At 65.6% G+C, this 19,404-nt stretch carries 19 protein-coding genes and 1 pseudogene; 12 read left to right on the top strand and 8 right to left on the bottom strand.

Translation table 11 applies throughout. The features are described from left to right. Positions 1-24: 24 nt before the first annotated feature. A complete protein-coding gene (locus tag ACFO5K_RS19725; RefSeq protein ID WP_378564875.1) occupies positions 25-1,527 on the top strand; it encodes a flavin-containing monooxygenase in 1,503 nt (500 codons plus the stop codon). Positions 1,528-1,552: 25 nt separating this feature from the next. Continuing rightward, positions 1,553-2,458, top strand: a complete 906-nt coding sequence (locus ACFO5K_RS19720) for an SDR family oxidoreductase (protein ID WP_378564872.1) — start codon at positions 1,553-1,555, stop codon at positions 2,456-2,458. Positions 2,459-2,645: 187 nt separating this feature from the next. Here ACFO5K_RS19720 and ACFO5K_RS19715 read toward each other — a convergent pair whose 3' ends face one another. After that, positions 2,646-3,509, bottom strand: a complete 864-nt coding sequence (locus ACFO5K_RS19715; RefSeq protein ID WP_378564869.1) for a 3-hydroxyacyl-CoA dehydrogenase NAD-binding domain-containing protein — start codon at positions 3,507-3,509, stop codon at positions 2,646-2,648. Positions 3,510-3,792: 283 nt separating this feature from the next. Between ACFO5K_RS19715 and ACFO5K_RS19710 the strand changes: the two genes are divergently transcribed. The 5 genes from ACFO5K_RS19710 to ACFO5K_RS19690 all read left to right on the top strand — a co-directional run bounded on the left by ACFO5K_RS19710 (position 3,793) and on the right by ACFO5K_RS19690 (position 8,767). After that, on the top strand, positions 3,793-5,154 hold the full coding sequence (locus ACFO5K_RS19710; RefSeq protein ID WP_378564866.1) for a lipase family protein: 1,362 nt from the start codon (positions 3,793-3,795) through the stop codon (positions 5,152-5,154). A gap of 172 nt (positions 5,155-5,326) precedes the next feature. Further along, the gene (locus tag ACFO5K_RS19705; RefSeq protein WP_378564863.1) at positions 5,327-6,166 is read left to right on the top strand and encodes an SDR family oxidoreductase; all 840 of its coding nucleotides are present in this window, start codon (positions 5,327-5,329) and stop codon (positions 6,164-6,166) included. Beyond that, positions 6,163-7,254: a class I mannose-6-phosphate isomerase gene (locus ACFO5K_RS19700; protein WP_378564860.1), complete on the top strand. Its 1,092-nt coding sequence runs from the start codon at positions 6,163-6,165 to the stop codon at positions 7,252-7,254. Before ACFO5K_RS19705 ends, ACFO5K_RS19700 begins: the two co-directional genes overlap by 4 nt. A gap of 122 nt (positions 7,255-7,376) precedes the next feature. Beyond that, entirely contained in the window at positions 7,377-7,940 is a 564-nt protein-coding gene (locus ACFO5K_RS19695) for a sugar phosphate isomerase/epimerase family protein (protein ID WP_378564857.1), read from the top strand. Positions 7,941-7,981: 41 nt separating this feature from the next. Then, positions 7,982-8,767: an alpha/beta fold hydrolase gene (locus ACFO5K_RS19690; RefSeq protein ID WP_378564854.1), complete on the top strand. Its 786-nt coding sequence runs from the start codon at positions 7,982-7,984 to the stop codon at positions 8,765-8,767. Positions 8,768-8,897: 130 nt separating this feature from the next. Here ACFO5K_RS19690 and ACFO5K_RS19685 read toward each other — a convergent pair whose 3' ends face one another. The 4 genes from ACFO5K_RS19685 to ACFO5K_RS19670 form a co-directional block, all read right to left on the bottom strand. Next, entirely contained in the window at positions 8,898-9,305 is a 408-nt protein-coding gene (locus ACFO5K_RS19685; protein ID WP_378564851.1) for a hypothetical protein, read from the bottom strand. 529 nt (positions 9,306-9,834) lie between these two features. Next, positions 9,835-11,058, bottom strand: a complete 1,224-nt coding sequence (locus ACFO5K_RS19680; RefSeq protein ID WP_378564848.1) for an ABC transporter substrate-binding protein — start codon at positions 11,056-11,058, stop codon at positions 9,835-9,837. A 117-nt stretch (positions 11,059-11,175) separates the two neighbouring features. Further along, positions 11,176-11,460: a hypothetical protein gene (locus ACFO5K_RS19675; RefSeq protein ID WP_378564845.1), complete on the bottom strand. Its 285-nt coding sequence runs from the start codon at positions 11,458-11,460 to the stop codon at positions 11,176-11,178. A gap of 1,438 nt (positions 11,461-12,898) precedes the next feature. Next, entirely contained in the window at positions 12,899-13,483 is a 585-nt protein-coding gene (locus ACFO5K_RS19670; RefSeq protein WP_378564842.1) for a helix-turn-helix domain-containing protein, read from the bottom strand. A gap of 92 nt (positions 13,484-13,575) precedes the next feature. Between ACFO5K_RS19670 and ACFO5K_RS19665 the strand changes: the two genes are divergently transcribed. After that, complete coding sequence (locus ACFO5K_RS19665) at positions 13,576-13,800, top strand: hypothetical protein (protein WP_378564839.1); 225 nt, start codon at positions 13,576-13,578, stop codon at positions 13,798-13,800. Further along, positions 13,797-14,990: an MFS transporter gene (locus tag ACFO5K_RS19660; protein WP_378564836.1), complete on the top strand. Its 1,194-nt coding sequence runs from the start codon at positions 13,797-13,799 to the stop codon at positions 14,988-14,990. Before ACFO5K_RS19665 ends, ACFO5K_RS19660 begins: the two co-directional genes overlap by 4 nt. A gap of 50 nt (positions 14,991-15,040) precedes the next feature. Here ACFO5K_RS19660 and ACFO5K_RS19655 read toward each other — a convergent pair. Beyond that, positions 15,041-15,154, bottom strand: a pseudogene (locus ACFO5K_RS19655) (DJ-1/PfpI family protein); the annotation flags it as partial. A gap of 598 nt (positions 15,155-15,752) precedes the next feature. Between ACFO5K_RS19655 and ACFO5K_RS19650 the strand changes: the two are divergent. Both ACFO5K_RS19650 and ACFO5K_RS19645 read left to right on the top strand, forming a co-directional pair. After that, positions 15,753-15,965: a hypothetical protein gene (locus ACFO5K_RS19650; RefSeq protein WP_378564833.1), complete on the top strand. Its 213-nt coding sequence runs from the start codon at positions 15,753-15,755 to the stop codon at positions 15,963-15,965. Between the two features lie 60 nt (positions 15,966-16,025). Next, positions 16,026-16,763, top strand: a complete 738-nt coding sequence (locus ACFO5K_RS19645; RefSeq protein WP_378564831.1) for a DUF998 domain-containing protein — start codon at positions 16,026-16,028, stop codon at positions 16,761-16,763. 197 nt (positions 16,764-16,960) lie between these two features. Here ACFO5K_RS19645 and ACFO5K_RS19640 read toward each other — a convergent pair whose 3' ends face one another. After that, on the bottom strand, positions 16,961-17,491 hold the full coding sequence (locus ACFO5K_RS19640; RefSeq protein WP_378564828.1) for a glyoxalase superfamily protein: 531 nt from the start codon (positions 17,489-17,491) through the stop codon (positions 16,961-16,963). Positions 17,492-17,749: 258 nt separating this feature from the next. On the opposite strand from ACFO5K_RS19640, the gene ACFO5K_RS19635 reads away from it, so the two are divergent. Next, positions 17,750-18,466, top strand: coding sequence for a histidine phosphatase family protein (locus ACFO5K_RS19635; RefSeq protein WP_378564825.1), 717 nt, complete (start codon positions 17,750-17,752; stop codon positions 18,464-18,466). A gap of 85 nt (positions 18,467-18,551) precedes the next feature. Here ACFO5K_RS19635 and ACFO5K_RS19630 read toward each other — a convergent pair whose 3' ends face one another. Continuing rightward, a complete protein-coding gene (locus ACFO5K_RS19630) occupies positions 18,552-19,358 on the bottom strand; it encodes an SDR family oxidoreductase (RefSeq protein ID WP_378564822.1) in 807 nt (268 codons plus the stop codon). Positions 19,359-19,404 lie beyond the last annotated feature (46 nt).

The following is a 19,404-nucleotide window of genomic DNA, read 5'->3' as shown; positions in this document are numbered from 1 at the left end:
ACCCTGCTCGAAAGGCGAAAACTGATGGCAACGAAGCTCATTCGTGCGCCGAAGATCATCATCATCGGTGCCGGTGTCGCCGGGATCGCCGCGGCGGTCACGTTCAAGAAGGCCGGTTTCGACGATTTCGTGATCCTCGAAAAGGGGGCTGATGTCGGTGGGGTGTGGTTCTGGAACCGCTACCCGGGGTTGACCTGTGATGTGCCCTCGCAGCTCTACCAATTCGGCTTCGCGCCCAAACCCGATTGGAGCCGGGTCTGGGCCACCGGCCCGGAGATCCAGCGTTACCACGCCGAGGTCGTGGACAAGTTCGGGTTACGCGAGCACGTGCGCCTGAACAGTGAAGTCACCGACGCGGTCTTCGACGGCCGCGGCTGGGTGGTCACCGTCGCCGACGGCACCGAGTTGACGGCCGATTTCGTGATCGCCGCGACCGGGGTCCTGCACCACCCGTTCACTCCGGACCTGCCGGGGCTCGACAGTTTCGAGGGGTCTGTCGTGCACACCGCCCGCTGGGACGATTCGATCGGCACCGCGGGCAAGCGGATCGCCGTGGTCGGTTCGGGTTCGACCGGGGTACAGGTGGTTTCGGCGCTGCAACCCGATGCTGTCAAGCTGACCCAGTTCGCCCGCACGCCGCAATGGGTGCTGTGGGCACCGATGGGGGCGGGCCAATCCCCGGTACTGGCAAAGCTTCTGGCGGCCTCGCCGGAGTTGCACGGTCGGGTGTACGCGGTGTCGCTGTGGGCTTCGGGAATCCTGGCTGATGTGGCTTTGCGCCCGACCTGGCGTCGGCGAGCACTGCAACGGCTGGCGAAGTTGTCGCTGCGTGCCCAGGTTCGCAACAAGAGCCTTCGAGAAGCCTTGACACCGGACTACCAGCCATTGTGTAAACGGCAGGTCATCTCCGGTACGTACTACCAGGCCATCCAGGCCGACAATGCCGAGCTGGTGACCGACAAGATCACCGAGGTCACCCCGACCGGCATCCGCACTGCCGACGGTCGCGACCACGACATCGACGTCATCGTCTTCGCGACGGGTTTCCACCCGCACAATTACATGCGCCCGATGAACCTGCGCGGCCGCGACGGACTCACCATCGACGAGGCCTGGGCGAAAGGCCCACGCGCCTACCGTATGACGGCGATCCCCGGGTTCCCGAATCTGTTCACCGTGCTCGGCCCCAACTCGCCCACAGGTTCGATCTCACTGCAGTACTCGGCCGAACTGACCGCCCGCTACATCACCCAGTGGCTGCACCGGTACGCCGCGGGCGAGGTCGACACCGTCGAAGTCACCGAGCAAGCAACGGCCCGGTTCAACGACGCCGTCGCCGAGGCGATGGGTCCGACGGTGTGGAACACCGGCTGTAACTCCTGGTACTTCACCGACCAGAACACCATCGACCTGTGGCCCTTCGACCGCAAGACGACGACGGCCATGCTCACCGAGCCAGACGACCGCGACTTCCTCATCGGCTCGCCCGCACGATGTGGCGCCGTAGCGGAGTCGACCACCGTCTGAAAACCGAACCAGGACAAGGACAACGATGTCTCACCATTCCCGAATCGACCTCAACGGTGCTGTCGTCGTGATCACCGGCGGCGGTCGCGGCATCGGTGCCGCCACCGCACAAGCGTTCAGCGCCGCAGGCGCCCGCGTGTGGATCGGCGACATCGACACCGATGTCGCCGCGGCCACCGCCGCCTCGATCCCGCACTGCCACAATGCGCGCTTGGACGTCACCAGCGTGGAGTCGTGGCGTGGATTCCTCACCGAGGTCATCTCCGCCGAAGGGCGTCTCGACGTCCTGGTCAACAATGCCGGGGTCATGCCGCTGGGCAGCTTCACCGAAGAAACCGAAGCGACCACAGACTTGATCCTCGACGTCAACGTGCGCGGGGTCATCAACGGCATGCGCGCGGTATTGCCCGGCATGGTCGAGGCCGGGCGCGGCCACATCGTCAATGTCGCCTCCATGGCCGGGATGATCCCGATCCCGGGCATGGTGACCTACAACGGTTCCAAGTTTGCCGCGCTCGGGTTGTCGCTGGCCGCGCGCCGCGAATACGCGGGCACCAGTGTCACCGTCACGGCGGTACTGCCCTCGGCGGTGCGCACCGAACTGTCGTCGGGGGCGACCCTGGGCAAAGGGATGCCCACCGTGGATCCCGAAGATGTCGCCCGAGCCGTCGTCGACAGCGTGCGCCGCACACCGGACACCGTTTCTGTCCCCGGCTGGTTGGCGCCGGGCTGGTCTGCCGTGCAGGCCCTGGTACCCAGTTTCGTCGAAAACGGTGTGCGCCGGCTCGTCGACGACCGCCGGGCGTTGACCGGTCTCGACGTCGAAGGCCGTCGCGCCTACACCGAGCGCATCGAACGCCACGCCAACGAACACACCATCACCGCATCGTCGACGCCGCCGAAACGGGGCCGCAAGGCCGGTTCCCGATGACCTCGCGCGCACTGGTGATCGGCTGCGGCGGCACGATCGGTGCCACCTGGATCGGCCGGCAATAACTCGACCACCCCGCAGCCCGGACGGTCGCACCTTTATCGATGGTGGTGCGGCCTCGACCGCCCTCACCACCTGAAGCGGAACTCGCCTGGTTCGCCGGGCGCAGCGGTGACCAGCGTGGCGCTCAGCTGTGCTCGCCCAGGACTTTCAGGATTTTGCGGGTCTTGTCGTCGCGGACCTGTTCGCGGCGTTGATAGGGCTGTTCGCCGGTTCCGTAGGCGGCCTCGACCTGCTCGATCACCGCCGGGATACCCGCGGGGTCGGGTGCGCCGATCTCGAAAGTCATCTGCGATCCGACGTTGTCGAGCAGGTGCGCGATACCGCCGGGCCCGCCGCCGAGGTTCATCCCCTCGAACGGGCCGACCGTGGCCCAACGCAACCCGAGCGACGCGGTGACCAGGTCGTCGAGGTCCTTGGCCTCGATCACGCCCTGCTGCACCAGATACATCGCTTGGTCGTTGAAAACTTTCTGCAGCCGGTTGCCGACGAATCCCGGAATCTCGCGTTTGAGCCTGATCGGGGTCTTACCCAGATCACGGTAAACCTGCATCGCTCGGTCGGTCGCGGTGGAGGTTGTGCGGGCGCCGGGCACCACCTCGATCAACGGCATGAGCTCAACCGGGGTGAACGGGTGCCCGATCAGGATGCGCCCCGCCGCAGGGATGGCTTCGGCGATCTGGGTCGGAAGCAGCGACGACGAGGACGAAGCGAGCACGACATCATCATCGGTGGCCTCGGCGAGCTCGGCGAACAACTTGTGCTTGAACTCGATCCGCTCTGGACCCGCCTCCTGGACGTAGGCGGCGCCTTCGGCTGCCTGGCCGGCGTCGGTGTAGGCCTTCACCGCCAGTCCGTGCAGTTCCGTGTCGATGATCTGGTCGAGGTCGGGGCGCGGATCTGCCAACGCGACAGTCCACCCGCCCGCGGCGAACAGCTTCGCCCACCCGATCCCGATCACACCTGCGCCTACGACGGCAACTCTGGACATGATCGTCTCCCATGATCGGACTTCGTGTCTCTGGGTCGAACGAGAGGCTACGACGCGGCGGCACCGCCTCGACCAGGACACGCCGCCGCGCCGAGGTGATCGCGATCGTGCCTCGGTCTCGGCCCGCTCGACACCCAGGGTGGCCACGAGCCGTCGATGCAGCTCTCGAGTAGATGTGACCGTTGACACTCGTCTACTTGCATGGGAATCTGAATCGGATTCATATTGAATTCAGTTCAAATAAGGGGAGCCGATGTCCACAGACACGATGAGGTCGACGCGAATGCGAGCTCACAGCTGGCACAGAAGGTCGCTGGCGATGCTCGGTGCGGTGATCCTGGGTGCCACGGCCGTGCTGACCGTCGGCGCCGGACCAGCCACTGCGGCACCGGGCACCGGTTCAGCCTCGGGTTCGTCGCAGGGCGGAGACTTCTATCTGCCGCCCACACCGCTACCGGACGGCGAGCCAGGCCAGATTCTGCGCAGCGAGCCGTATTCGCTGGCCTGGGCCATCCCAGGCCAGGCCGGCCAGGTACCCGCCAACGCCACCCGCATCATGTACCTCAGCGCCAACACCCACGGCGAACCTGCCGCAGTCACCGGCACCTACCTCGAGCCCACCCTGCCGTGGAACGGCCCCGGGCCCCGCCCACTGATCGCGGTCGCGCCGGGCACCCAGGGCCAAGGCGACCAGTGCGCACCGTCGAAAACCTTGGCCGAGCTCGTCCACTACACCTTCCCCCTCGACATCTGGGTCAGCTACGAGATGATCACCGCTTACGCGCTGCTCGCGCGCGGCATGGCCGTGGTGATGACCGACTACCACGGCTTGGGCACCCCCGCCGTGCACGACTACGTCAACCGGGCCGCCGAAGCCCACGCCGTTCTCGACTCCATCCGTGCCGCCGAAGCGCTGACCGGAATCTCACGTCCCAGTGGCATTTTCGGCTACTCCCAAGGCGGCGGAGCCGCAGCCGCGGCCGCCGAACTGCAGGGCGAGTACGCTCGCGAACTGGACCTGCGTGGTACGTACGCCGGAGCTCCGCCCGCAGATCTGCGCGATCTCATGCTCAGCGCCCCTGCCATCAACGGGATCATCCCCGGTGTGATCGGCGGTTTCGGAACGGGATTGCTGGGCTATGTGCTCAACGGAATCGTCGCCAACCATCCCGAAACAGCCCCGATCATCGACGCCGCCACCAACCCCGCCGGCAAGCAGATGATGGCTGAGCTGGCCAACGCCTGCGTCGCCGAAGCCGTTCTTCGCACCATGCTGCGGCCTGCCACCTGGTACACCACCGGCGGACGCACACCCGCCCAGATCATCGACAGCTCACCGGAACTGTCGGCCATTGTCGACGAGCAGCGCATCGGCCGCCGCAAGCCCGTCGCACCGGTCCTGATCGCCGCCGGCACCAACGATGATGTCCTGACCTACCCACAGGTCCGCCAACTCGCCGTCGACTGGTGCGCGCACGGTGCGACCGTTCACCTGGACACGACCGCCTGGCTGCCACCACTGTTCCCCAGCACCGCGATCGGTCACCTGTTGGCGTACCTACCCGCCACCTTCGCCGCCCACGACTGGCTCACCCAACGCCTCGCCGGTGAACCCGCCCCGAGCAACTGCTCGGCACTGCCCTGAGACACGTGGACGGCAGCCAGCTGCCGAGACGCGACTTGACGACGAGGGTCCATCAGGCCGTCGAGGCGGCCGGACTCGGCGAGCTCGTCGACGATTGAACCGCACCCGCTGGGGGTACGCGCGTCGTGGCGACACGAGAGATTCCGAGCGTGACCGACTTGGAGGCGCAATCATGTCCCAGCCTGCCCAACAGCAAACCCCTCCCGGTGTCACCGGTGAGATGAACCCGAAACCCGACCACGGCGAACACAGTTCCCGCGGCTCTGGCCGGTTGAACGGGAAAGTCGCGGTCATCACCGGCGGCGACAGCGGCATCGGACGGGCGGTGGCCATCGCCTACGCCCGCGAAGGTGCCGACGTTCTGATCGCCTATCTCGACGAACACGAGGACGCGGCCGAAACCGAGCGGTGGGTGGTCGACGCGGGCCGCAAGTGCGTGCTGATGTCCGGTGATCTGGCCGATCCGCAGCATTGCCGGGCAGTCGTCGACAAGGCCGTGCAGGAATTCGGCCGGATCGACGTGCTGGTGAGCAACGCTGCCTACCAGATGACCCGCGATTCGATCACCGACATTCCCGACGAGGAATGGGACCACACCCTGGCAGTCAACCTCAGCGCCTTCTTTCACCTGACCAAGGCGGCGGTACCGCACATGCGGTCCGGCTCGTCGATCATCGGATCCACGTCGGTGAACTCCGATGTGCCCCCGCCGACGCTGTTGCCCTACAACGCCACCAAGGCGGGTATCGCCAATATGGTCGCCTCGCTGGCCCAGATGCTGGGTGACCAGGGCATTCGGGCCAACAGTGTGGCGCCCGGACCGATCTGGACGCCGCTGATCCCGGCAACCATGCCGACCGAGCAGGTGGAAAGTTTCGGTTCACAGGTACCGCTCGGGCGGCCGGGTCAACCCGCCGAACTCGCACCGGTGTACGTCTTGCTCGCCTCCGACGAAGGCAGCTACGTTTCCGGTGCCCGGGTCGCGGTCACCGGCGGCCAACCGATCCTGTGACCGGCCGCGGCGAGGCCGCGCTGTATCCGCTGCGGCTCAGTATCACCACCAAGCCATTGGTGTTCGGTGGGCACGCGATCAGCCGCCGCCTCGGCAAGCCCGGGATCCCGGACTGGAGTATTGCTGAGACGTGGGAATGCAGCGATGTCGACGGTGAAGGCGCACAGGCGACCAACGGTCCGCTGGCGGGATACTCGCTGCGCCGCTTGATCAGCGAGTATCCCGAAGAGCTGATGGGCGTGGGATGGTCCGGCGACTACTTTCCGGTCCTGACCAAGTTCATCGACGCGGCCGGAACCCTGCCGGTGCACCTGCACGCCGACGACGCAACAGCGCGACGGGTGGAGGGTCAGCGCAACGGCAAGACCGAGGCCTGGCACATTCTGGCCGCGGCCCCGGGCGCCACCGCCCTGTGCGGGGTTGTCGACGGTGTCGATCGCGAGCAATTGCGCCGTGCGCTGCGTGCTCAGGATTTCGACGCGGTCCTGCGCCGGCTGCCGGTGAGCGCGGGCCAGACGATTTACGTTCCAGGCGGTACTCTGCACAGTTTCGGGCCGGACACCCTGATCTATGAGATCGAGCAGACCTCCGATATCCAGCAACACGCCATGCACTGGAACATGGAGGACGGCTCGCCTGTGAGCGACGAGCAGTTCGACACCAATATCGATCTGCTCATGCAGGAGGTCTGTCTCGAGCACCGGCCCGATTTCGAGCCGGGCTTGAAGATCGCTGTCGACGACGGGGTGCAGCGAAGGTTTCTCTGTGCCGGACCGTATTTCGCGCTCGAGCGGTGGCAGGCCGGCACCGTGCGGCCGGTGCGGCACACCTTCACCACCGCGCAGATCCTGACCAATGTCGGCGCACCGGTGCGGGTGCGAACCGGTGATTTCGACGAGGAACTCACCAGTGCGCAATCACTGCTCCTGCCGGCGATATGCGGGCAGGTCGAGATCGCCGGGCCCGCCGATGTCCTGTTCGGTTATCTGCCCGATCTCGCACGCGACGTGGACACCCCGTTGCGTACGGCGGGCTATTCGCAGGCCCTGATCGCCTCCCTCGGTGCGGGCCGCCCCGAGACCCCATGAGCGGAGCCAGGTATGAGTTCGATGCCGCTCGACTATTCGGTGAACCAATTCACCACCACCCCATGGACCTTCGAGCAAGACGTGGCGCACTATACCGAGGCCGGAATCGGAGTGATCGAGGTTTGCCAGGACAAATTGGACGCCTACCGTGGTTCGTCACCAATACCGGGCCCGCACCGGGCGGTGACATGGTCGAAGCCATTGCCCGGACTGTGTCGGGACATCGCGAATTGGCTGCCATTGCTGCCGATCACGGGGTTCGGATCGCGTTGGAGCCGCTCAACCCGATCTCGCTGAACCAGGAGAGCGCGATCTGGACGCTGCGACAAGGCCTCGACATCGTCGACGAGATCGACCGCGACAACGTCGGAATCTGTTTCGACACCTGGAATCTCTGGCAGGACGGCAACGTGCTCGACAGCCTGGATGCCGCGGGGGACCGGATCTTTCTGTTGCAGGTCAGCGACTGGCGCACCCCCCGCTCCGGTGCGGACCGTCGCAGCGTCGGGACTGGTGAGATTCCGACCGGCCAGCTGTTGCACGCGGTATACGACATCGGCTACCGGGGCCCCTGTGTGCTCGAGATCCTGTCCGAGGATGTGCCCGACTCCGTCTACGACACCGACCTCGATGAACTTCTCCACGCCAACCGCGCCGCTCTGGACAAGAGCTGGCTCAACGATTGAGAGCCGCGATGGGATTTGCGCGAGCTAATGACGGAACACGGTTGCATTACGAGGAATCCGGGTCGGGCCCACCGCTGGTGATGATCCACGGGTGGACATTCAGCGGCCGGTTCTTCGACCGCAACGTCCCCGCCCTGGCCGAACACGCCAGGGTGATCACCATGGACCTGCGCGGCCACGGCGACTCCGGCAAACCCGGGCACGGCTACCGCATCGCCCGTCTGGCCAAGGACCTGCACGACCTGCTGGCAGTACTGGAGCTGCACGAGACTACGGTGCTCGGTTGCTCGCTGGGCTGCCCGGTGATCTGGAGCTACCTGGAAATGTTCGCCTCCGACCGGCTCGCGGGTGCGGTGTTCGTCGAGCAGACGCCGCGCCAGTACTACGCGGTGGACTGGAAATACGCCCACAATGCCTGCTTCGATGACGCCGCCCTGGCCGCGTTGCAGGCCCAGGTCAGCGCAGACTCCGCAGCCCAGGACCGCCAACAGCTGGCCACCATCATGCTCACCGAACCCACCGCGGACGAGCACGCGATGTTCCTGACGGAGATGGCCAAATGCCGACCACCGGCCCGCAACGCCGTCATGGCCGATCACACCCGTGCCGACTGGCGCGACCTGCTACCGACCCTCGACCTGCCGACCCTGGTGTTGGTCGCCCGAAAGGACCAGGTCTTCGATTGGCGCGGTCCGGCCTGGGTCGGTGAGCACGTACCCGGCGCTCAGACTGTGTTCTTCGAACACAGCAGTCACGCACTCTTCTTGGACGAACCGGAAAAGTTCAACCAGGTCGTCGCCGACTTCGTAGCCCACCAGCGCGCGTAGCCCGGCGTCACGGCGCCCATCTGTCGGCCGGCGAGTAGGCAGGACTGCCGGTTCGCTCTCGCGAATCAGGTGCGGGCAGACGGTCGCGACACTGGTGGTCGACCTGCATGCCCGCACCCTGGTTCGGTATCTATTTTGTGGGGGCGGGCTGGTTGATGGTCGTGAAGTACTGGACTGCGGCCATGATCGCGACCGGTGCGGTCACCAGCAGTTGGCCGGCGACTGTTCCCAGCGCGCCGACTGCGACGATACCGCCGAGGCATTCGATGGCGGCGGCGGGAATGAACGGGCCGAACAGCCCGATGATCGAAGCTGCTGCCACGGTCGCACCGGCGATACCCCCGAGCACGCAACCTACCGCAGCGCCGCCGAGGCCGCCGACGAGCGCGCCGACCGTGCCCCCCATTCCGATCGTGCTGGTGAGCCGGCTCCATGCGGCCTGCTCGCGCTCGTACTCGCTCTTCCACGGCGCCTGGTTCTCGTACGGCAGGGCGACGGGCCGGTCCACCGCCTTCTGCAGGTCGAGCTGCGGGGTCAACACAGCCCGGTTCTCGGCAACTTCGGCAGCGATCGGGAAGACGAAATCGTCGACTCGGAACAACAATTCGGTCCCGCCCAGTACTGGTCCGCCGTTGCGTGGTCGGATCGTCAGCGCACCGTTTTCGGCCGCGATTGTTCCCGCGGAGTCGATTTCGATGACAGCCGAGGTCTGTGTCAGTGACACGTTGTAGCCGACGGGGGTGGCCTCGCCTGTGGGATCGGCGGTGGCTGTTGCGCAGCTGGCACCGATGGCGGCGGCAACCTGTATGCCTCGCTCAACGCCGGGTAGGTCGCGGCGTGGTTTCACCAAGAGGAGGTTCTCGAGGGCGACACCCGTTTCGACAATTTCGTCAGCGGCGAAGCGGCGGCATGGTCATCGCCTGCGGTCGCACTCGACCCCTTCGACGACATCTCCGGACACCACGCCGGAGCTGCATATCCACCGTGCGCCGTCGTCGGGGCGTGTCACCACGAATTCGCCGTCGATAGCGCGGCGAGCTGGGCATTCAGGGGCGACACGCGCGCGCTCAGCCGACCACCAGATCCGCGGTCGGCCGTAGACCCGCGACACTGCCGGCGGCGATCACGGCGAGGTCGTATGTGTGCCCGGCCGGGAGCTGCCACTGCCCACCGGCCAGCGGCACGACCGCGACGCCGGGCACCGGTCCCGAGGTCCAGTCCAGTCGGCCAGCCATGGACTGGATATTGGTGCGGTGCAGTGCTTTTGCGATTGCGTCCGGGTCGGTGGGGTCGTCGGCGGCGCGCAGCGCGTGGACGGCGACCTCGAACAGTGCGTAGGCCAGGCCGAGGGGCTGCAACCACGGCCGTCCGGTGCGCTGGGTGTAGGCGTCGGCGAGTTCGGCGGCGGTGGTGCCGTCGAGGGAGGACCGGTAGGGGTGCACAGGCGTCCAGTAGACCAGGGTGCCCACGTTGTCCTGGCCTTCCTGGCTGTCGGAGCAGGTGGCGGTGGGTGGGTAGGCGAGCCAACGGGAGCAGGTGATCAGGCGCGGGTGCCAACCGAATTCGGCTGCCCTGCTTCGGAACAGCGTGAGGTCGCGCGTGGTGGCCGCGCTGGTCACCAGCTCGGCGCCGCTGTCCCGGAAGGCGCGCAGGTGGGTGTCGAAGTCGGTGGCGGGCTCGTGATAGCCCGTCGGGTCCACGAGTCGGTGACCACGTCCTCGTGCGACGGGGGCGAAACCGTGGATGTGGTGGCGGGACCAGTTGCCCTGGGGGCCGTCGTTCCACAGGCAGCCGACCGCCGGGCCGTCGGGCGCTGCGCGCTCCCAGAGGTCTGCGAACACCTCGGCGATGTCGTCGAGACCCCAGCAGAAATGGAACGCCCGGTTCAATGGCCGATCGCCTCGGCCGTAGTAGTACACCTGCCAGGGGAAGGTGCTGGAGATGCAGACGCTGCCGAGACTGTCGCACGTGTCGGCGACCACCGGCAGCACCTGGGTTCCGGCCAGGGTGAGCACGATGCGCGCCCGCTCGTCCCGGACGAGTTCGGTGACCGCCTGCCGCGCACCGTCGGCGGTCGACTTGCTGTCGCGGCCGGCGATCCGCAGTCGGGTGCCGCGGGGAGCCAGACGGTGCAGGTGTGGGGCGAGCTCCGCGAGGGCGAAGTCGAGTGGGTCGCCCAGGCTGGAAAGGCGGCCCGAGCGTGCGACGACGACACCGATGGTGAGAACCGTTCGGCCTGCTTCGATCTGGGGGAGAGGTGCCTCGCTGCTGGCGGTAGTGCCTGCGTCCATGACATCTCCTGTCGATGGCGGGGCGGGTGGGATGGACCGTACGAGCAATGCGACGCCACGGGAGCACGTCGGTGTTCGCGCCCGTTTCCGACCGGGGCGTACGGATCTGCCCGGCAGCTACTGACAGTTGCGTTCGTCGGTTCCGTCGCCACAGTCGTCGTCGCCGTCACACAACCACTGCTTCTGAACGCATCTGTCGTTGTCGCACTTGAATTCGTTCGGTTCACACAGCGATCGCCCGCTGTGACACTCACTGCGGGCGGTGCCGGGGCCGAAGTCGAATGCCACCAGCGCCTGCGTTTTCGCGGGCGAGGCGGATTCGGCCGTCGCAGGTGCAGAAGGCAGGGTCATCATTATAACGCTGGCCCCCAGTGCTGTTACGAGGGTGGAAACGATGCGCATGAAACCTCCCAAGTAGACCAGTCTTGTCGCGAATGGACCTTGAACTTCAGAGATCGGTCGACCGCTCGTACCTGCAAAGGATCGCATACCGACTCGAAGAATCAGCGCAGCCGACCTGGGTGTCCTCGACCGTCACCAACGTGTCGGTGCATAGACCCCGGTAACGCAAGCGACTCGGGAATTGCCCTGGTCGATTGATTGTCGAAGCGGACGGCCAGTGCAGCGGTTAGGCCCCCGCACCGTGGTGGACGTCGCCGAGACGACCCCCAGACCTGGCCGCCCCAACGCAACAATGCGCGGTCGATCGCGAGTGCACGCTCAGTCAGTCCGTGAGAGCCTCGCTGCCCGGCTGTGCTGGTCGGGGACCGCGGCCACCTACACGCCGAGGTGCACGCCCGACGGACGCGCCGCAGCTGAGCTCAGTGGCGCATTCTGACGATGGTGAGGACATTCGCCGCGTGACGGAAGCTGTGTGGGGTGATGTCCTCGGCGAGGCCCAGTGCTCGGAACACCTACTCTTGGCTAACACCGCCAGTTTCGAGTGTCGCTTCGAGCGGACACCGGGTCCGACGGCAGCGCTGGAAGGGCTTCGAACACGCGGGACTGCGCGATGGCGGAGATGCACACTGGATCGCCGCCAACGTAGGTGCACGGGAAGTCATCTGGGGTCGCGACAACCCAGGCGCGGTCTTGTGGCCACCACAGGGCCGGTGAGAGACCATGGAAAGTGCTGCTAGCTCTGCTTACAGGACCCTTCAAGATGAAGTACCGCATCCCCTGGACGGTCAGCTTCGGAGTTCCGGGTGCGATCTCGTCGAAGGCGGTGTTGCCCTCCCAGAAAGCGAAGTAGCACTCGTCGGGCGTACTCGTGTGTCGTCTCGCGATGGAGGCGAGCTCAGAAACCTGACTATCCCACGATCCTGCTGGTTCCCGTCGTCCGGGCGGATCGGCTCGCAGGTCCAGGCCGGATGAGCGCGAAAGGATAGCCACGAGTTGCATCTGGCGATGCGCTCGGGCTCCGAGCGCATGCGCAGCGTCCGACCATCGGAGCCAGACCTCATCGCCTGCGGCGTCTGTGCATGACAGTGGGTGCAGCAACCGGACGTAGGAAGCGAACCCGAGCGGAACCAAACTGCTCACGTGAGCGGGATATTCGGAGCTCATCGCGGTGGCCACCCACTCGAGCTGCTCGAGACCACTGTCGAGGATGTCCTGCTCTTCCCACGGCATCAGGCCATTCTCCTCGCCTCACGGCACGAATGGAACGCGCTGCGCGTGCCGGTTGAGCCTTTTCCCGAGGTACTCGGCGACATGTCCGGCGGGCTACCCGGTCGAGGATCAGCGATGGATCAGCCCGACCGGCGTCGAACAGCTGTTCCAGAACACGACCCCCATGCATGGCCGCGGCGAGTATCGGACGTGGCTGCTGCAAGGGGTGTCAGCGGCGAGGGATCCGCGCGCGGATGTGGATACGTTCGCCGTGTCGTCCGAACAGGCTGAGGAGTTCGACGCTGCCGCGGCCCGCTGCGCCGAACCAGTGCGGGAGCTGACAGTCGAACTCGGCTGCCTCGCCCGCGTACATGACGAAATCGTGCTCGCCGAGCCGGACGCGAAGGCGCCCGCGCAGCACGTAGAGCCACTCATTGCCCTCGTGGGTTCGCAGGTAGGGCTCTGCATCGTGGGCGGGGATGATCATCTTGTAGGCGCGGAGATCGCCCTGGTGCCGGGACAGCGGGACCAGTACGCGGCCGTCGTTCTCGGTGGGTTCCTGTGGCACACGAGGATCGACGATTCGGGGTGCGGCGACGATCTCGTCGAGCGGGATGCCGAGCGCAACCGTGATCGGGAGGAGCAGTTCGAGGCTGGGTTTGCGCTGCCCGGATTCGAGCCGGGACAGCGTGCTGGTCGACAGGCCGGTGGCTCGGGCGAGACCGGCCAAACTGAGTTTCCGATGTTCGCGGGCACGCCGCAAGCGTGGAGCGACCTGCTCGATGACGGCACCCACGGTCGGCTGATCATCCATCTGGCCAGTCAAACCAATCCATCCCGGTATCGGCAAGGTTGTTTGCCGATGCCGCAAAGGCACACCGATGCTCGTCTCGGAGGTGCTCACAAATGAACGAGACAGTGCATACGACAGGCGGCCAGGTGATGGTGCTGGATGCGATCGTGATCGGAAGCGGCGCGGCGGGACTGGTGGCCGGAAACGTAGTCGATCCCCGAGGCCAAGTGGTCACCGCGGCCGGTGCGGGTTCGGACGCCGACATCACCATGACCGGTTGGCAACTGGAACAGGAACTTTCGTACGCGGTCGCGCGGGACGGAGGTGATCGTCGATGACCGTCACCACACAGCCCACGGGCCGCCGCAGCGACCGCTTGCCGGCTGGGGTGTACGTGCTGGGCTTCAGCCTGTTCGCGATGGGCAGCGCCGAGTTCCTGCTCGCAGGGGTGCTTCCCGAGGTGGCCACCGACCTCGATGTACCGCTGTCGTCGGCCGGGATGCTCATCACCGCCTTCGCGCTGGGTGTCGTATTCGGTGGACCACCGTTCGCCGTGCTCAGCCTGCGGCTACCGCGCCGCACCGCACTGCTGGCCACACAGGTCGTCTTCGCCCTGAGCATCGCAGTCGGCCTGTTCGGCAGCTATCCGGTATTGCTGGCCTCCAGAGTCGTGGCCGGTATCGCCTATGCCGGATTCTTCGCGATCGCATCGGTAACCGCGATCGGTCTGGTCACCCCCGACCGCAACGCTCGCGCGGCCGGTGTGGTGGTGAGCGGCCTCAGCGTCGCAATGGTTGCCGGCGGACCCCTGGGCACACTACTGAGCCATTTCAGTGGGTGGCGGGGCGGATTCTGGGCTGTGGTGGCCTTGACGCTGGTCGGGATCGCCGGTTGCATTCTCGGGATTCCCGCTACCGCGACGGATGCCCGGCCAGGCACCGGATCGGTCGTGATGCGCGAATTCGCCACGATGCGCAAGCCGGGGCTCTGGGTGATCTACGCGATCACCATCGCGACCACGGCGGCGTACATGATCACGTTCAACTACCTGGCCGCCATGCTGGCCGAGATCACCGATATCGCCGAGGTCTGGATCCCGGCGGTCCTCGCGCTGTTCGGCATCGGAGCCTTCGCCGGCCTGACGATCGGCGGCCGGATCTCCGATCGGCGCCCACATCTGGCACTGGGCACCGGAACCGGCGCGATCGTGGTTCTGTCCGTGGGGCTCGCGGTGTCGATGCGCCAGGTCTGGATCGTCGTACCTGCCGTATTCCTGCTGGGTGTGGCGGCTTTTGTACTCAACCCCGCCCTGTACGGCCGGGTGTTCACCATCGCCGGCAACGCGCCGACCCTCGCGGGCGCCACCACGGTATCGGCCTTCCAATTGGGTATCAGCTCCACGCCGGTGCTGGCGGCCGTGATCCTCACGCGCGAGATGGCTCTTACCTCGGTTTGCCTGCTCGGAGCCGTTCTCGCAGTGTTGGCCGGGCCCCTGATCTGGCTCGACAAGTCACGACCGGCACCCTGAACCGCCGCTCAACGTGCCGGCGCGGCTCGGTCTCCGAGACTCGCGTCGGCACCCCGCAGCATCGAGATCAACCACAACGTCGCGTCCAGCCCCGCCGACACACCGGCCGCGGTGACGACATTGTCGGAACGCACGATGCGGGAGTCGGTGCGCACCGGATCCGCCGAGATCGCGACGAACTGCTTCGTCAGATTCGGTACGCAATTCATCAGGTCATATGGCCCGGCGGCGTCCAGGGCGGTCATGCCGTCGTAGCGCACGATGGCGACTTCGATGGGCTCGGATGGTTCGAAGGGCGGGGGAGCCGTACCGTGTTCTTCGATGTGCGATGTGGCATCGGGCGACGAGCACCCGAACATCGTGACCGGAAGCGCGATGAGTCCAGCCATCCACTGGCGATCGCGGTGCGGCGGGACGGCTTCACAGTTACGTCGATCCTCTTTCCGAACGAAACAATTCTGGCGTGCCATTGCACCAGGCCGGGGCGGTCTGAGACATCCATCGAAGGATGTACGCGTGTTGCCCCGGTCGGCTGGCCGCAAGGTCAGTCGTCCGGCTGACGACTTACCCAGCCGAAGAACGCAACATTGGTGAGTCAGAACCTGTATGTCGACGTGAGCAAGCACGACTGGGGTCCTTGTGGCGACCTTCCAGTACCGCTGGGCCGGTCCGCGTTTCAGCACGGGCGGGCGATCGGCTTCGCTGCTCACCCTGATGCTGGGACTGGCGAGAAGGCGCTGCCGGACGAAAGGAACCTCGAAGATGCGCATCGCAATTGAGATTGCTGGAATCATCGTGCTGATCAACGGGATCGGCGGCCTGGTCAAGGATGACTTCGGCCTTCTTGCGCGCGTGGCCGACGGAGGCGCACCCACCTGGCTCAGCATGTCCGCCGTCTTGGTCGGTGCGGCCTTGGTCGGCGCGAGCTTGCTGAGCCGCAATCCGGGAAGGCGCCGGACGCGTAGTGACTCGTGAGCCGTCGGGTCCGCGTCGTTCAGTAGGCCAGGCGCCGGCCTTGGTAAGGAAGGCAGTTGGATGCAATTTCAGAATCCGACGGGTCGGATCGCGGAATACAGTGAACAACAACGCCATTCAGGGAGGCGCTCGCGTATCACCGTAGCCGTTCTATGGCTGGTCTCCACGGTGCAGTTCTTTGTGGCACAACTCGTGGTGGGGGCTGCCTGGGATACGCGATACAGCTGGGCCGACAACAACATCAGCGATCTTGCCGAGACCACGTGCCGTCACGCACCCGAAGGTGGTCGATGGATCTGTTCTCCACTGCATCCGATAATGAACGCCTCCTTCGTGTTGACCTGCGTTCTCCTCGCCCTCGGCGCCGTCTTGTTCATGAAAGTGCTGAACGGCAACCTGATGTCGCGGGTGGCGCTTTCGGCGCTGATCGTCACCGGGGCTGCCTGGGTGATGGTGGGGGTGTACCCGGCCGACGTCGACGAGAACATGCATGTCTTGGGGGCGATCATCATCTTCGTTGTCGGCAATATCGCGCTGGTGTTGTACGGATGGGGTGCACATCCGATGCCGAGAATGGTGCGAGTTGTCTCGATTGCCCTGGGCTGTAGTGGTTTTGCCGCAGCATTCCTTCACCTGGGTGGGATCTGTCTCGGCCTCGGCCGGGGAGGCATGGAGCGGGTGACCGCGTTGACGGTACCCATCTGGATGTTGATCATCGCTTCCCTGTTGCCGGCAGCGGAGCGGCGGCGGATGGTTGTGGATATGCCCGAGTGCCGCCATCCGGATGTCGAAAGGTGAGGACGGCTGTCGCGTAGCGTCGAGTGCCGTAGCGCCATCTTCGTCGAGGGTTCGATGACCGCCGACGACGTCGGCACTCAGCTGCTCGAGGTCCGCTCACCCTCGACGTCACGGACGTCGAGGGTGAGCGGTTCGCCGGTCTTGTCGACCACCAGTAGCTTGCGGCTGCCGCCGGCGGTGACGAACGCCTGTGGGTATCACGGCAGCTCGCAAATCCGCAATGTGTTCTGGAACGGATCGATGAGTTCCATCGTGGGTCCACCCGGGGCTGATCGGTCGATGCCCGGACGCAACGAACTCTTGTGATCGCGTGAGCGCAACTCGCGATGCCACGCCTGCAGGCCGACCGCGCCGATCCACACCACACTGCCCGGGGTTCCATCACCGTGATGTTCGCTGAGATCCAGCTCGACCTCTCCACGGCCTACTCGCATATACAGGGGCAGATCCGGAGCGAACCGATGCTCGAAGATCACCTCGCAGCCCAGATACTCGCAGTAGAACTGCCGAGCCAGTACCGAGTCGAAGACGCGCAGGACAGGTACCGCAAGCGCCGGGCGGGGCTGGTCGAGTGCGGCACTGTACGTATTCCAGTCACGGTGCCCCGCAGTATGGGCCAGGGTTTCCAGGGATTCGGCGTGGGTCAAGTCAGCTCGCCCAGCCTGTGAGAGCGACTCACGTAACGCCCGAGCGGCTCGCTCGGCATCATCGACGGTCAGCGGAATCATTTTCGGTCTCCTTGGTCGAGGCGTCGAACCACAACCTCGCCGGGCAGATTCCACGTCGCGGTTGTGCTGGCCATCCAGTCTGCTCGCAACTGATCCTGAAAGCCCGGCCGGCCCGCAGGGGTGTGCCGAGTAGAAAAGTGGCCGAAGGCTCCCGTCCACCGGGAAAGTATCCGGGGAGTGTGTCGAACCGCTCTTAGTGTGACTCCGACCACTGGGGCGCTCCAGTGTGACGCAATCGATATCCACTAGGGAGTCCCTATGAATCTGATGAAGTCTCGTCTGTTCGCGATGATCGCCGCGGTCATCGCGGCGGTGGCGCTGATGACAGCCGGCGCGGGTGGCGCGGTGGCGGCGCCGAAGACCGGCGAAATGTTCCTCACCTTTGTCCGCCACGGCGAGTCGGCCGGTAATAGTTCGGGTCTGATCGATACTTCTGTCCCGGGACCCGAGCTGACCGAGAAGGGGCGGGTGCAAGCCATTGCGGTGTCCCAGCTGCTGGGTGATTGCAAATTCGATGGCGTGTACGCGTCGACGATGGTCCGGACCCAGCAAACGGCGGAGCCGACTTCGCAGCTGTGCGGTCTTTCGACGATCGTCGAAGAGGGACTGCACGAGATCGAGGCGGGCATCTATGAGGGTGAGCCGGAGGCGGACGCGCGTGCGGGCTACTTGACCGCACCGATCCAGTGGCTACAGGGCAACCTGGATGCCCGGATCCCCGGCTCGATCAACGGCCACGAATTCAAGAAGCGCATGGACGAATCCATCCAGGACATCCAGGACCGCGGCAGCAAGCGCGCGGTGATCTTCTCCCATGGTGGTGCCATCATGTTCTGGACACTCATGTCCGTCTCGAATCCTGATATGAGCAAGCTGCAGAACGATCCGGTGCACAACACCGGGCGTGTGGTCGTGAAGGGCACCCCGGCAAAGGGCTGGAAGCTCATGTCGTGGGATGGCCATTCCGCCGCCTGACGTGCCACCTCGTTGCGCGCGACATGGTCCGCTGCCGGCAGTGCCGACAGCGGACCATGTCGTGACGACGCCACTGCGAATCGGTTCAGTTGGTGACTTCCCAGACCGACGGCCAATCGCGTCCCCGGAACGCCGCGTCGACGCCTCCGTCGACGAACACCACCGACCCGACGAAATAGCTGGATTCCGGTCCGAGCAGGAACGCGACCAGCGCGGCGACTTCCTGCGCGGTGCCGCCCCGCCCGGCCGGCACTGTGGCCAGGAACCCTTCCATGGCCGCGCCGATGAGCGGGTCCTTGCGGCCTTCCTGTGTCATCGGGGTGTCGATGAGCCCCGGTGCGACCGCGTTGAGACGAATACCGTCTCTGATGTAGTCCGCCGACTGTGTCCGCGCGTAGTAGGCCAGCGCCGCCTTGGTGGCGGGGTATGTCTGGATGGCTGCGATCTCACCGAATGACGCGGCGATCTCGTTCGCTCTCGCCTCGTCGTGATCGAGACAGGCGTCGGCGAGCGCGACAGGCCAATTCGGTTGTGTGGTTGCCGAATTGGAACTGACCAACACGACCGAGGGATTCTCGCCGGCAGCGAGCAACGGCCGTAGACCTTCCAGGAGGTCGATGGCGCCGAAGTAGTTGACCCCGATCATTTGCGAAGCGGACCTGCCGGTTGTGGCGGCGAGACCGGCGAAGGGGACGAAGCCGTCGAGGCTGCCGTCGAGCAGGGCGGTGGCCTGTGATATCGCCTCGGCCCGGCCCTCGGCGGTGCTCAGATCGACCGTGATGTCGGCTTCGCGTAGGTCGACACCGATCACGCGGTGGCCGTCGGCCTCGAGGCGCGCCTTCGTGGCGGCGCCGATACCGGATGCTGCGCCGGTGATGACATAGGTGCTCAACAGATTCCTCTCGGAGGTGGGGTCTAAAGGCCGCCAGGCTATCAAC

It is taken from the genome of Nocardia halotolerans (assembly GCF_042650145.1).
Classification (GTDB): domain Bacteria; phylum Actinomycetota; class Actinomycetes; order Mycobacteriales; family Mycobacteriaceae; genus Nocardia; species Nocardia halotolerans.
Note: the sequence above shows the minus strand (reverse complement) of the source record. Positions and strands in the feature narration are given on the sequence as shown.

Coding starts and splice junctions, on each gene's coding strand:
- ACFO5K_RS19635 (WP_378564825.1), top strand. CDS start 17,750: ATGAATCTGATGAAGTCTCGTCTGTTCGCGATGATCGCCGCGGTCATC.
- ACFO5K_RS19715 (WP_378564869.1), bottom strand. CDS start 3,509: ATGTCCAGAGTTGCCGTCGTAGGCGCAGGTGTGATCGGGATCGGGTGG.
- ACFO5K_RS19670 (WP_378564842.1), bottom strand. CDS start 13,483: ATGGATGATCAGCCGACCGTGGGTGCCGTCATCGAGCAGGTCGCTCCA.
- ACFO5K_RS19710 (WP_378564866.1), top strand. CDS start 3,793: ATGCGAGCTCACAGCTGGCACAGAAGGTCGCTGGCGATGCTCGGTGCG.
- ACFO5K_RS19675 (WP_378564845.1), bottom strand. CDS start 11,460: ATGCGCATCGTTTCCACCCTCGTAACAGCACTGGGGGCCAGCGTTATA.
- ACFO5K_RS19645 (WP_378564831.1), top strand. CDS start 16,026: ATGCAATTTCAGAATCCGACGGGTCGGATCGCGGAATACAGTGAACAA.
- ACFO5K_RS19680 (WP_378564848.1), bottom strand. CDS start 11,058: ATGGACGCAGGCACTACCGCCAGCAGCGAGGCACCTCTCCCCCAGATC.
- ACFO5K_RS19705 (WP_378564863.1), top strand. CDS start 5,327: ATGTCCCAGCCTGCCCAACAGCAAACCCCTCCCGGTGTCACCGGTGAG.
- ACFO5K_RS19650 (WP_378564833.1), top strand. CDS start 15,753: ATGCGCATCGCAATTGAGATTGCTGGAATCATCGTGCTGATCAACGGG.
- ACFO5K_RS19660 (WP_378564836.1), top strand. CDS start 13,797: ATGACCGTCACCACACAGCCCACGGGCCGCCGCAGCGACCGCTTGCCG.
- ACFO5K_RS19720 (WP_378564872.1), top strand. CDS start 1,553: ATGTCTCACCATTCCCGAATCGACCTCAACGGTGCTGTCGTCGTGATC.
- ACFO5K_RS19640 (WP_378564828.1), bottom strand. CDS start 17,491: ATGATTCCGCTGACCGTCGATGATGCCGAGCGAGCCGCTCGGGCGTTA.
- ACFO5K_RS19665 (WP_378564839.1), top strand. CDS start 13,576: ATGAACGAGACAGTGCATACGACAGGCGGCCAGGTGATGGTGCTGGAT.
- ACFO5K_RS19725 (WP_378564875.1), top strand. CDS start 25: ATGGCAACGAAGCTCATTCGTGCGCCGAAGATCATCATCATCGGTGCC.